The sequence below is a fragment of the Tamlana flava genome, assembly GCF_041287255.1.
In the GTDB taxonomy this organism is placed as follows: domain Bacteria; phylum Bacteroidota; class Bacteroidia; order Flavobacteriales; family Flavobacteriaceae; genus Tamlana; species Tamlana flava.
In genome coordinates this window covers 177,410-190,190 of the sequence record NZ_JBGGTX010000003.1, presented here as the reverse complement: position 1 = coordinate 190,190, position 12,781 = coordinate 177,410, and the positions used below count along the sequence as shown (strand labels likewise).

At 36.6% G+C, this 12,781-nt stretch carries 13 protein-coding genes; 5 read left to right on the top strand and 8 right to left on the bottom strand.

Annotation, left to right across the window (positions count from 1 at the left end; genetic code table 11):
• Positions 1–34 precede the first annotated feature (34 nt).
• The 3 genes from ACB104_RS09895 to ACB104_RS09885 are packed head-to-tail and all read right to left on the bottom strand — an operon-like array spanning position 35 to position 3,180.
• Positions 35–1,267, bottom strand: coding sequence for a M48 family metallopeptidase (locus ACB104_RS09895; RefSeq protein WP_370478332.1), 1,233 nt, complete (start codon positions 1,265–1,267; stop codon positions 35–37).
• A 3-nt stretch (positions 1,268–1,270) separates the two neighbouring features.
• A complete protein-coding gene (locus tag ACB104_RS09890; RefSeq protein ID WP_370479088.1) occupies positions 1,271–2,089 on the bottom strand; it encodes a TrmH family RNA methyltransferase in 819 nt (272 codons plus the stop codon).
• A 23-nt stretch (positions 2,090–2,112) separates the two neighbouring features.
• Positions 2,113–3,180: a DUF3810 domain-containing protein gene (locus ACB104_RS09885; protein WP_370478330.1), complete on the bottom strand. Its 1,068-nt coding sequence runs from the start codon at positions 3,178–3,180 to the stop codon at positions 2,113–2,115.
• A gap of 127 nt (positions 3,181–3,307) precedes the next feature.
• Between ACB104_RS09885 and ACB104_RS09880 the strand changes: the two genes are divergently transcribed.
• The gene (locus tag ACB104_RS09880; RefSeq protein ID WP_370478328.1) at positions 3,308–4,777 is read left to right on the top strand and encodes an aminoacyl-histidine dipeptidase; all 1,470 of its coding nucleotides are present in this window, start codon (positions 3,308–3,310) and stop codon (positions 4,775–4,777) included.
• A gap of 207 nt (positions 4,778–4,984) precedes the next feature.
• Here ACB104_RS09880 and yidD read toward each other — a convergent pair whose 3' ends face one another.
• The 3 genes from yidD to folE all read right to left on the bottom strand — a co-directional run bounded on the left by yidD (position 4,985) and on the right by folE (position 7,480).
• Positions 4,985–5,206, bottom strand: coding sequence for a membrane protein insertion efficiency factor YidD (gene yidD / locus ACB104_RS09875; protein ID WP_370478327.1), 222 nt, complete (start codon positions 5,204–5,206; stop codon positions 4,985–4,987).
• A gap of 74 nt (positions 5,207–5,280) precedes the next feature.
• Positions 5,281–6,762, bottom strand: a complete 1,482-nt coding sequence (gene cysS, locus ACB104_RS09870) for a cysteine--tRNA ligase (protein ID WP_370478325.1) — start codon at positions 6,760–6,762, stop codon at positions 5,281–5,283.
• Between the two features lie 40 nt (positions 6,763–6,802).
• Positions 6,803–7,480, bottom strand: a complete 678-nt coding sequence (gene folE, locus ACB104_RS09865; RefSeq protein WP_370478324.1) for a GTP cyclohydrolase I FolE — start codon at positions 7,478–7,480, stop codon at positions 6,803–6,805.
• Between the two features lie 615 nt (positions 7,481–8,095).
• On the opposite strand from folE, the gene ACB104_RS09860 reads away from it, so the two are divergent.
• Together ACB104_RS09860 and ACB104_RS09855 are read left to right on the top strand one after the other, a co-directional pair.
• Entirely contained in the window at positions 8,096–8,590 is a 495-nt protein-coding gene (locus tag ACB104_RS09860; protein WP_370478322.1) for an RNA polymerase sigma factor, read from the top strand.
• A gap of 4 nt (positions 8,591–8,594) precedes the next feature.
• Complete coding sequence (locus ACB104_RS09855; RefSeq protein ID WP_370478321.1) at positions 8,595–9,227, top strand: DUF8845 family protein; 633 nt, start codon at positions 8,595–8,597, stop codon at positions 9,225–9,227.
• Between the two features lie 136 nt (positions 9,228–9,363).
• Here ACB104_RS09855 and ACB104_RS09850 read toward each other — a convergent pair whose 3' ends face one another.
• On the bottom strand, positions 9,364–9,714 hold the full coding sequence (locus tag ACB104_RS09850; protein WP_370478320.1) for a ribose-5-phosphate isomerase: 351 nt from the start codon (positions 9,712–9,714) through the stop codon (positions 9,364–9,366).
• 51 nt (positions 9,715–9,765) lie between these two features.
• Complete coding sequence (locus ACB104_RS09845; RefSeq protein WP_370478319.1) at positions 9,766–10,341, bottom strand: superoxide dismutase family protein; 576 nt, start codon at positions 10,339–10,341, stop codon at positions 9,766–9,768.
• 126 nt (positions 10,342–10,467) lie between these two features.
• Here ACB104_RS09845 and hemN point away from each other — a divergent pair, with 126 nt between their 5' ends.
• Both hemN and ACB104_RS09835 read left to right on the top strand, forming a co-directional pair.
• Positions 10,468–11,832, top strand: a complete 1,365-nt coding sequence (gene hemN, locus ACB104_RS09840; protein WP_370478318.1) for an oxygen-independent coproporphyrinogen III oxidase — start codon at positions 10,468–10,470, stop codon at positions 11,830–11,832.
• Between the two features lie 29 nt (positions 11,833–11,861).
• Positions 11,862–12,695, top strand: a complete 834-nt coding sequence (locus tag ACB104_RS09835) for a universal stress protein (protein WP_370478317.1) — start codon at positions 11,862–11,864, stop codon at positions 12,693–12,695.
• The last annotated feature ends 86 nt before the right edge of the window (positions 12,696–12,781 follow it).

The window sequence follows — 12,781 nt, the reverse complement described above, 5'->3', positions numbered from 1 at the left end:
CTACAAGTTGGAATGGATATTCGTTTTAAAAGAATTACTTCCGTAAATTCTTGATTCGCTGCAATAAAGTAGGGTGCGAATAATGCATAAAAACATAAGCAGGATGTGGCGTTAAATTGCTCAAACTATTTTTGGACAGCTTTTTTAATGAGGTGATAAGTGGCTCGCCTTTATAAGTGTTTTTGGCATAATCGTCTGCTTGGTATTCAAATTTTCTGGAAAATAGATTCATAATTAACCCGGTAATTTCAGAAATTGGTGCGTACAGCAAAGCAAAAGCAACCAACCCAATATGGAAACTTGGTTGATCAACGCCCAAGGCATTAGATAACATAGGGTTGGAAATAAAAAGTGACAACACATAAAGCATAAACCCTGTCATCAAAATTGAGACGATTAGGTTAAAAATAATGTGTTTCTTTTTATAATGTCCAACTTCATGCGCCAATACCGCAACAATTTCTTCATCGTCTAAATCATTTATTAATGTATCATAAAGGGTTACCCGTTTTTCACTGCCAAATCCCGAAAAATAGGCATTGGCCTTGGTGCTTCTTTTAGAGCCATCAATCACAAAAATTTTATCGAGTTTAAACCCAACCGTTTTGGCATAGGCCGAAATTTTATCGCGCAAAGTTCCTTCTTCCAAAGGCGTTTGTTTGTTGAACAATGGCACAACTAGTTTAGAATAAAACATGTTCATAAATAACGTAAATACAGCAACCAAGCCCCATGCATAAAGCCAAAAACTGGTGCCCGTAACTTGGTAAAACCAAATGATGAGTGCTAAAATGCCACCGCCAATTATGATCATCATCAACCAACCTTTTATTTTGTCGAGTATAAAAGTGTTTAAAGTGGTTTTGTTAAAGCCAAATTTTTCTTCAATCACAAAAGTGCTATAATATGAAAAAGGGGTGGTTAGAATATCGCTCCCAATCATGATAATTCCGAAAAACATTAAAGCAACAATTATTGGGTTATTGCTATAACTTCTAGCCATGTTATCAACGAATTCAAACCCATCAAGGATGAGAAACGCAAGGGTTAATACTATTGAAAACGTTGAGGTTAAAATGCCAAATTTATATTTGATTGTTTTGTACTCCTGTGATTTTTTGTATTCATCATGGTCATAAACATCTTTCAGCTCTTTTGGAAGGTCATCCTTAAAATGTTTGGCGTTTAACGCGTCCAAAATTTTATCGATAATAAAGTTTAAAGCAATTATGGCAATGATGATGTAAAAAAGGGTGTTGGCTGTCATTGTTTATTTGAAGTTTCTCTGTCTTTTCGCCTCAAAAATAAGAATTCCTGCAGCAACCGAAACATTCATAGAATCAATTTCACCCTGCATGGGAATAATGATATTTTGGGTTGCGTTTTCTATCCAAACATCACTTAACCCTGTAGCTTCCGTGCCCACAACTATTGCGGTGGGGTTTGTGAAATCTTGCGTGTGATAACCTACCGAAGCCTGCAAAGCGGCACAAAAAATATTTATGTTCTTTGCCTTTAAAAAAGTGATGATTTCTTCGGTCGTTCCCGTGGCGATTTGATTGGTAAAAAGGCAGCCTACACTGGAGCGGATGATATTAGGATTGTATAAATCAGTTTTGGGGTTGGCAATAATTACCGCATCAACATGCGCGGCATCGGCGGTGCGTAATAATGCACCAATGTTACCTGGTTTTTCTGGTTCCTCGGCCACCAAAATTAAAGGGCTTTTTGTGTTAAATACTAAATTTTCAACCAAATGGCTTTTGCTTTTTGTAAGAGCTAAAACGCCTTCGGTTGTGGAGCGATAAGCCAGTTTTTCGTAAACCTCTTTTGAAACTTCTATTTTGTTAATTTGGGTTTCGACTCCGCTCAACCTGACATTAGTTGTTAAGCTGTTGAGTTGTTCTTCTGTAAATAATTCAGGGAAAAATAAGACTGTTTCCAATTGAAAACCACCTTTTATGGCAAGTTCAATTTCTCGAACGCCCTCAATTAAAAATGTGCCCGATTTTTTACGCTCCCTGGATTTGTCCTTTAATTGAACAAGTTCTTTAATAAAAGGGTTTTGTGCGCTGGAAATTTGTTTTATCATGATTTGCAAATATACTTTATTTACAGTGCGTTTTTTCCAAAATAATTGACCAAAAGTGCCACAACGTAACTGTAGCTTTCCATGCCTTTGCTTTGATTGTTGACCTTTAAAAAGTTGCCATAAAATAGCTTAAAAAAGGGTTCCAAAGGATTTTCATGAGCTTCCCAAAACTCTCGGGTTTCTTGGTAATTTTTTAAAATGCCTTGGTTGATGTCGGCTTTTAAATCCTCAAAAAGACATTCATCGCGGTTGTATATTTCATTCAAACAAAAGCGAAGTGCAAAAGTGTATCCAGAGTATTTAAAGTAAATATCATCATGTTTTATGGATGCCAAACAGCCAATAAAGTTAGCCTCATTTTCTGCCGCATAACCCAATTGGTGCGCAATTTCGTGTGATGCTGTGGTAGGGAATTTAAATATTGGAATAATGCCATCAACTTGAGCTTCGTTTGTTAATGGGTTTAGATACCCACTAAAACCCATGTAGGTTAATGGGTAACTATAAATGGATTTTTTTATGCTTTTTGGGTGGTATTCCAAATCGGGAAAAATGGTTTTTAGGTTGTCATAACCCATAGTTGCCATACTTAAAATATCCGTTTTGCTATATGGAATGTCAATTTTTAGCGTGTCGTTTTTGGTGATTTCCAAATGTAGTTCGTTCGACTTGTCTATTAATTTTTCGGTAATCTCAATAAGTTCTTCGGTGGTATAAACTGAATTTAAATTTAGGTTTTTGTGTAGGGGTGGCCGATAGTAATTATAACCCCAAAATAAATGAAAGGCAAAATAAATCACAGCCACGGCAGCTCCCACGTCAGCTAGCCAATTTCTGGTATCTGTTCGAAGTCGTTTTCTGTTTTTATAAAACCATCGTATGATGTAAATAGAACCAAAGGTATAAACCAAATCACCAAATGAAAATGGCAACCATCCCAAAACGTATCTAGAAATTTTCGATATAAAAGAATAAATGCCATTGCTGTAAAAACGCTCTACAAATTCAGGGGAATTCTGTAGTAATTTTATCAATAAATACTGCGGAATTAACGACAGGGCAAGTATGGTTTTTTTCTTTTTCAGCATGTTCAAAAATAAGTAAAAAACCTGTTATTCTGTGTCTCATTCAAATCCATTTCTATTAAAGAAATCATAATAAATTAAATATTTATAATCTCACTTTGTACCTTTGTGAAACACTATTTTAAACACTATGAGCTCAGAAATAAGACAACTTGAACCGCAACGACTCTGGAATAAATTTGCCGATTTAAATGCCGTGCCACGACCTTCAAAAAAGGAGGAGCGCGTTATCGAATTTATGGAAAACTTTGCTGAAAACTTAGGATTGGTGACTATTGTGGACGAAGTGGGAAATGTTATTATTAAAAAGCCGGCCACTGCTGGCATGGAAAATCGCGCTACCATTGTTTTGCAATCGCATCTCGATATGGTGCACCAAAAAAATAGCGATACCAAGTTTGATTTTGATTCCCAAGGTATTGAAATGTATGTTGATGGCGATTGGGTTCGAGCCAAAGGAACAACCTTGGGGGCAGACAATGGGTTAGGTGTGGCAACCATTATGGCCATTCTTGAAAGCACCGATATTTCGCACCCAGCAATTGAGGCCTTATTTACTGTTGATGAGGAAACGGGCATGACGGGGGCTATGGGTTTGGAAGCTGGGTTGCTTACAGGTAAAATACTTTTGAATTTAGATACTGAGGAAGACGATGAAATTGGCGTGGGCTGTGCTGGTGGTATTGATGTTTTGGCCACTAGAGAATATAATCAAGAAGAAACACCAGAAGGTAAAATTGGCTTTAAAATAGGTGTAAAAGGACTTCAAGGTGGGCATTCTGGTATGCAGATTCATGAAGGATTGGGCAATGCCAATAAAATAATGAACCGTTTATTGTTTGATAGCTATGAGTTTTTTGGTTTACGAATTTCTGAAATTGAAGGTGGCGGTTTACGCAATGCCATACCGCGAGAGAGCAATGCTATAGTTGCTATTGATGCGGCTCAGGAAGAAACCTTTTTGTTGGAAATGAGTTTGCATATACAAACCATTAAATCTGAATTAAAAACTACTGAACCTAAATTAGAAATCTTGCTTTCTAAAACCAGAAGGCCAAAAATGGTTATGGATTTAGATGTTCAGGAAGCATTTACACGAGCTATGTACGCCGCTCACAATGGTGTGTACCGAATGAGTGCTGATATACCAGATTTGGTTGAAACGTCAAATAACATTGCTAAGGTTCTTGTTAAAGACGGAAATCTAGGAGTGGAGTGCCTTACGCGTTCGTCGATTGAAAGCTCTAAAATAGATTTGTCGAATTCGATATTGGCTACTTTTGAATTGATAGGTTGTGATATAGAATTTTCTGGAGACTATCCAGGTTGGGAACCAAACATGAATTCGGCCATATTAAAGGTCATGGAAAAAATATACCTAGATTTAAATGGTAAAAAACCACATGTGGCAGCCTGTCATGCCGGTTTGGAATGTGGTATTCTGGGACAAAATTACCCCGATATGGATATGATTAGTTTTGGCCCAAACATTAAAGGGGCACATTCACCTGACGAGCGCGCGCAAATTTCATCGGTTCAAAAATATTGGAAATTTGTCTTGGAGATTTTGAAGAATATTCCAGAGGTTGATAAAGATTAATGCTTTTTATCGACATTATTTGCATTTTATCGATAAAATTTATATATTTGGTTCAATCAAATAAAACTTGTTAAAAGCATTTTTTAAGTGAAACAAAAAGTAAGCACCCAAATTTGCCTCTAAAAAGAAACACTTAATTGATGCTTTTTACTTGTTTATTGCTTTTTTGGTTAACTGGAAGCCAAATCTATTGGCCTTTATGATATTCTACGGTACAGGGTCGTAACCGCTTCCGCCCCAGGGGTGACAACTAAAAATACGTTTTATAGCTAACCAACCACCTTTGAACAACCCATATTTTTGTAGGGCTTCTTTACTGTAGTGTGAACAGGTTGGGGTATATCTACACGTTGCGGGCAATAAAGGTGATATCAAAACTTGATACAACTTTATTAAAAAAAGAAACGGTGCAATGAGGAGTTTTTTCATTTAGATGTTTCGTTGTTTGTTGTTCAGTTGTTAAGCTGCAAATCCGAATAAACAACCAACAACTTAACGACAAACTAATTTATGGAAAACGTCGTTCCGTCCTTGCCATCTTTAAGTTGAATGCCAACTTCAGCAAGTTCATCCCTAATTTTATCAGATAAGACAAAATCTTTATTGGCTCGAGCTTCCTGTCTTAATTTTATCAAAACATCAACGGCACCGGCCAATTTATCGGTGCCAGTTTCGTTTTTAGCGCTATTTACAAGTCCCAAAACATCAAAAACAAAACTGTTCATGGTTTCTTTTAGAATGTTTAAATCGTCTTCAGAAATGGTTTCAGAACCTTCTTTAATTTGATTGATGTATTTGCAGGCCTCAAATAAATGCGCAATTAAGATAGGTGAATTAAAATCGTCATTCATGGCATCGTAACATTTCTGTTTCCACGCCTTCATATCAATAGAAGACGTTTTAGAAGGCTTTAGTGAAGCCATTAAGTTGATGGCATCCATTAATCTATAAAACCCTTTTTCGCTTGCCAATAGGCCGTTATCCGTTAAATCCAAAACACTTCTGTATGAGGATTGGGCATTGAAAAAGCGAATAACGCTTGGTGAATAAGCTTTGCTGAAAAACGAGTTGTTGCCCGATAAAAGTTCATCAGGGTTTACCGTGTTCCCCGTAGATTTAGACATACGTTGCCCGTTTAATTGCAACATATTGGCGTGCATCCAATAGTTAACAGGCGACTTTCCTTTTGCCGCTTCATTTTGGGCTATTTCACATTCGTGATGTGGAAATTTTAAATCCATGCCACCCCCGTGAATATCAAATTGGTCACCCAAATATTTCGTGCTCATAGCCGTACACTCCAAATGCCAACCAGGGAAACCATCACTCCATGGTGAAGACCAACGCATGATGTGCTGAGGTTCGGCCTTTTTCCAAAGCGCAAAATCCTGTGGGTTCTTTTTGTCGCTTTGTCCATCCAACTCTCTAGTGTTGTGTGTTAAATCTTCAAGTTTACGCTTGCTTAATTTTCCGTATTCGTTGGTTTCGTTGAATTTGTGGACATCAAAATAAACCGAGCCATTAACCACATATGCAAAACCATTTTCAATAATGGTGTTTATCAGTTCAATTTGCTCAATAATATGCCCTGTAGCCGTTGGTTCGATACTGGGTGGTAAAAAGTTGAACGTATTTAAAATATTATGGAAATCAACGGTGTAGCGTTGCACAACTTCCATAGGTTCAATTTGTTCCAACCGTGCTTTTTTGGTGATTTTATCCTCGCCTAAATCTGCATCATTTTCCAAATGTCCCGCATCGGTAATATTTCTAACGTAGCGTACTTTATACCCCAAATGCCTCAAATACCTAAAAATCATATCGAACGACATAAAGGTTCTAACATTACCTAAATGAACATTGCTGTAAACCGTTGGGCCACAAACATACATGCCCACATAGCCCTCGTTAATGGGTTTGAAGGTTTCTTTTTGTCCGCTTAGTGAGTTGTATATTTTTAAGGTTTGATTCTGGTATAATTGCATTTTTTGGTTAGTTTATGCTTGGCTGTTGGGGTTTGGTAAACTAAAATTGTGTGTCTAATTTTATGTAATCAAGAAATTCGCGACGTGTGGCCATATCCTTAAATTTACCACCAAATTCTGAAGTCACCGTACTGCTTTCAATATCTCGAATGCCTCGTGAATTTACACATAAGTGTTTGGCGTCAATAACACAAGCCACGTCTTTGGTCCTCAATACTTCTTGAAGTTCCCTTACAATTTGAATGGTCAAACGTTCTTGTACTTGTGGACGTTTGGCAAAATAATCAACCACACGGTTCATTTTTGAAAGCCCCACTACAGTGCCATTTGAAATGTAGGCAATATGTGCCTTACCAACTATGGGCAATAAATGGTGTTCGCAAGTTGAGTAAACCGTGATGTTTTTTTCAACCAGCATTTCACCGTATTTGTATTTATTTTCAAACGTTGAAGCACTTGGTTTTTTATCGGGATCTAACCCACCAAAAATTTCTTTAACAAACATTTTGGCCACGCGGTTTGGTGTGCCTTTTAAACTGTCGTCGGTTAAATCCAAGCCAAGTGTTTCCATAATGTGGCGAACATCGTCCTTGATGATGTCTATTTTTTCTTCATTGGAAAGTTTAAAGGCATCACGGCGCATTGGGGTATTTTCAGAAGTTCCTATGTGCTCGTTACCTAAAGCATCAAAATCGTCTAAGTTATTATTGAATTTCATGTGTTCAATTTATTGTGTTCAACCTGCCACTTTTTTCTTTTTGGTTAAGCCTTTGTTTTCAATGGTTTAATGTTCATAAGATGCGATGGCTAAAAGCCGAATTTTAATTTGCAAAGATAAGCATTTCAGTTTTGTTATTCTTTGTGTTTTTAAATAATTAATCCTTACAAAAACAGGGGATGATTTTGTTGCTTGGGAAGTTTGGGTTTGCCGTTCTTCGCTCTAAGAATCATCCTATAATATCCAGCAAAAAGTATCCATTTTTAATAAAGTTAATAACAAATCATTAGCCATTTATTTTTTATATATTAGCCAAGCAAAAGTTTAAGAACCTTGATTTTTAATCAAAATACTATTGATAGATTTTGCCTATGGTGTGAAGTTTAAAATCTAATAACCAGAATGTTATAAATATTATTTAAACTTTTTGTTCAGAACTTTCGTGAATCCTGCTTTTTTTCTTTCATCTTGGTTTCAATTCTAAAAAAATCTAAAATTAAGTATGGATATTTTACCAGATTTTAAACTTACAATGCGTCTTAGAAAACATTATTTAAAAACCATTGTAACATTTCAAAAAAAAGAGCTACTTACAGAATAACTAATCCATCATCATTGAATAAAGAACTAGAACATAGTTTTGTTGAATTGCTAGAAAAGCACCAGAATATTGCACACAAAGTTTGCCGTTTGTATACCAATAATTATGATGCCCACAATGATTTATTTCAGGAGATTACCATTCAACTTTGGAAAGCCTATCCCAAGTTTCGTGGCGATTCTAAGTTCAGTACATGGATGTATCGTGTGGCGTTGAATACCGCTATTACGCTTTATAGAAAATCAAAACGCAGTATTAAAACACAGGATTTTGACGGTGTGGAATTCAAAATAAAAACTGAGGCGTATGACGACACCGAAGAGCAGCAGTTAAAAGTGCTTTATCAAGCCGTGCACCAACTAAATGATATTGAAAAGGCGTTGGTTTTTCTTTATCTTGAAGATAAGGATTACCGAGAAATTAGTGAAACTTTAGGTATTAGTGAAGTGAATGCCCGAGTGAAAATGAACAGAATTAAAACAAAGCTAAAAACCATTTTAAATCCGTAGAACTATGGATGAACTAGAGATATTAAAAAGAGATTGGAATAAACAAGGAGAGCGCAATAAACTTTCTGTTGCCGATATTTACCCAATGCTGCGCAAAAAATCATCTTCCATTGTAAAGACCTTGTTTTATATAAGCGTGGCCGAACTTGTTTTTTGGATTTTAGTCAATTCCATCCCATATCTCACTTCAGATTCCTATAGAAAAAAGCTTGATGAAGTTTATGGCAATGATTTGCTGTTTAATTGGCTTACCATTTTTAGTTATGTCGTCATTATTTTGTTTATCTACCTACTTTATAAGTCCTATAAATCTATTTCGGTAACCGATAGTTCAAAAAAATTAATGGAAAGCATTTTACGGACTCGAAAAATAGTCAAGTATTATGTCCTATATAATCTAATTATGGCTGGGGTTTCTGTCGTTATTGGTTTTTATTTTGCCTTTAATCACGACCCAGAATTAGCCGATCAAATTTCGCATTTTAGTGATAAGCAGTATATTATATTTACCATTATAGTTGTTTTGGCCATAGGTTTGTTTATTCTCATCATATGGTTGTTCTACAAGCTTATTTATGGTTTTTTGCTGAAACGACTTAATAAAAATTACGCGGAGTTAAAAAGATTGGAGGTTTAAATATTTGGGGCATTCCCCAAGGTCGGGCTTTGCACTCATAGTTTTGGCTTCATGCGCGCCTCGCCAAAAGCTAACCATTCCAATCCCTAACGCGCCAATTAGCTAATTTCATTCCAACGTCAAAAGGGTTTTGGTTTTAATTATACCAGACGGCGTAGCGTTGTCGTCTTAAATACAACACCAGTTTTTCTTCAATATCCATAGCTTCTTCCCTTGTTTCAATGGGGTTAAGGTGGTTGTATAAGCAAGGGCGCAAATACATGCCATACTTTTGAACGATATTGGATGATATTTTATGGCCTTTCTTGTTTGTATAACCTGTTTTATGCTGAATAAAACGTTCCTTTGGGGTTATGCTTGTCATACCCACATAAAGGCATTGCAGCACACCATTAAATTGGGGGTTTGCGTTTCGGAATTTGGCGTGTTCGGTAAAAACACGTTTTGACAATTCTACCACATAAACACCATACTGGGTTTTGGGCATAAGTTAGGTCTTAAAGAAAAGTATCGAACAGGTAGGCTGATTGAAAAATATTTATTCAATAATGCCTGCGCAGCTTACCCGAGCACCGGCGGCTCCTGAAGGTTGAGATGTAAAATCATCGGCACCAGCATGCACAATAACGCCTTTTCCAATAATGTTTTTGGTTTCGTCGTCACAGCCAATGCACCATTCGTCAGTAGAAAAAGAAACGGTGGCATTGCCATTTTCATCGGCAGTAAAATTGCCAATATCACCTTTATGATAGCCTTCTGCCATGCCCCATTTTCCATGAGGTTGTGCCGTTGGGTTCCAATGTCCACCAGCGGACGTTCCATCGGGTGAAGAGCAATCGGACGATGCGTGAATATGAATAGCATGTTCGCCAGGTTCCAAACCACTTAGCATGACCGTCATACTTACCGTGCCGTCTTCTTCTTTAAAGAAAACAGTGCCAGTTACATCACTCTCGCTTTTTGGTGCTAACTCTATTTTTAATTTTTTTGCTTCAGATACGACAGCTTTAACAGCTTCCATATCCTCTGTAGTGGTTTCGACTTCTTTTTTAACTTTTTTACAAGCGGTCAAACTAAGGGCCAATATCAATATTAAATAGCTTAAATTCTTCATTTTATTCAGGTTTTTTTGATTCTTGGAAAGTTAAAACAATAATGAAACAATTGCAAATATCTTAACTGACATATGTCATATTTTTAAATTGTGTGTTCGTTTACTTTTGAATTATAAATGTTAGGTATGTTAAAATCTTTGGTCAATAAATATAATATTGCTGGGCCTCGCTATACGAGTTACCCAACTGTGCCCTATTGGGATCAAACTACCTTTTCTCTGGAGAATTGGAAAAATTCTTTGATAAAATCATTTGGTGAAAGTAATGCCGAGGAGGGCATCAGTCTTTATATTCATTTACCCTTTTGCGAGAGCCTGTGTACCTTTTGTGGATGCAATAAGCGCATTACAAAACAACACAGTGTAGAATCGCCATACATCAATGCTGTTATAAAGGAATGGAAGCTGTACTTGAGCTTATTTGATGAAAAACCAATTATTAAAGAACTCCATCTTGGAGGCGGTACACCTACTTTTTTCAGTCCGCAAAACTTAAAGCAATTAATATCCGGCATATTAAATCATGCCGTACTTGCTGAGAATTATGAATTTAGTTTTGAAGGTCACCCAAACAATACTACCCGCGAACATCTTCAGGCTTTGTATGACGTTGGCTTTAGGCGAGTAAGCTATGGCGTGCAGGATTATAACGAAACTGTGCAAAAGGCCATACACAGAATTCAACCATTTGAAAATGTAAAGAAAGCAACCGAAACTTCACGGGAGATTGGGTACACCTCAGTTGGTCATGATATTATTTTCGGGCTTCCATTTCAAACTTTAGTGCATGTTCGGGAGACTATTTTAAAAACAAAGGAACTGTTGCCAGACCGATTGGCTTTTTACAGTTACGCCCATGTGCCTTGGATAAAAGGAAATGGTCAACGTGGTTTTAATGATGATGATTTACCTTCAGCGAAATTAAAACGCGAGCAATATGAAACGGGTAAAGAACTTCTGGCCGAAGTTGGCTACACCGAAGTTGGTATGGACCATTTTGCCCTTAAAAAGGATAGTCTATATCAGTCTATGGTCAATGGCAAATTGCATAGGAATTTTATGGGGTATACGGCATCAAAAACACAAGCCATGATTGGGCTTGGCGTTTCGGCCATTAGTGACAGTTGGTATGGTTTTGCCCAAAATGTAAAAACCATTGAAGATTATTACCAATTGTTGGATAAAAATACTTTGCCAGTATATAGGGGGCATATTTTAAACGAAGAAGATTTAATTATTCGAAAACATATTCTTAACTTGATGTGTCAATTTAAAACCTCTTGGGGTGACGAACATTTGTGGTTCAAAGAAATTCCAGATGCGCTCATCAAGTTAAAGGAAATGGAAAAAGACGGATTGCTCAATATTAACGCCAGTGCCATTGAGGTTACCAAACAAGGCCAGCCCTATGTTCGAAACATTTGTATGGCTTTTGATTTGTTGTTGCAACGAAAACAGCCAGATACACAGTTGTTTTCAATGACTGTATAACATTTGTCTCACTTAAAAACCCAAAAAAAATGAAAACCATTATTGTACCTATAGATTTTTCTGAACATTCAGAATATGCATTAAGAACAGCCGCCAATCTAGCTAGAAGAAATGATGCTGAGGTGTTGGCCCTACATATGCTTGAAATGTCTGATATTATGCTTTCTGCTTCAGACGGATTGCAAAACGAAAAGGCCATGTATTTTCTTCAACTTGCAGAGCAAAAATTTGAAGAATTTTTGAAGAGAGATTATCTAAAAGATGTAAAAGTAAAACCCATTATCAAGCATTTTAAAGTGTTTAGTGAGGTTAACGATGTGGCCATGAAAAATCATGCCGATTTAATTGTCATGGGCTCACATGGGGCTACGGGGCTTAAAGAATTCTTTGTAGGTTCCAATACCGAGCGTGTGGTACGTTCTTCTGATATTCCAGTGCTTGTTGTGAAAAATAGCTTGACAGATATTAATTTTGATGTGGTAGCTTTTGCCTGTGATTTTTCTGAGGAAGCCATTGAATCTTATTTAAAGGCGACCAGTTTGTTCAAAAAAATGAAATCTAAAGTTTATTTGGTTTATGTGAATTTGCCCAATGAACGTTTTAAAAGCTCAATTGAAATTGAAAAAAGTGTGGTGAACTTCTTCACTAAGGCTGAACGAAATTTAGATAAAATGGAAGATGTGCATTATGTTTCAGACTATACCATTGAAGATGGCGTTTTAAACTTTGCCAATAAAATTGGGGCAGATATTATTGCCGTACCAACCCATGGCAAGAAAGGATTGGCACATTTCTTTGAAGGTAGTGTTGGTGAAGACATTGCCAACCACGCAAGTCTGCCTGTCATCACCTTTAAAATGTAAAATGTTTTGTTGGTTTAATTGGTTAGCCAAACTTTGGAAAAAGTAGTTTAAAATGTCCAATGAATTTATGGGCTTTTAAGCTACTT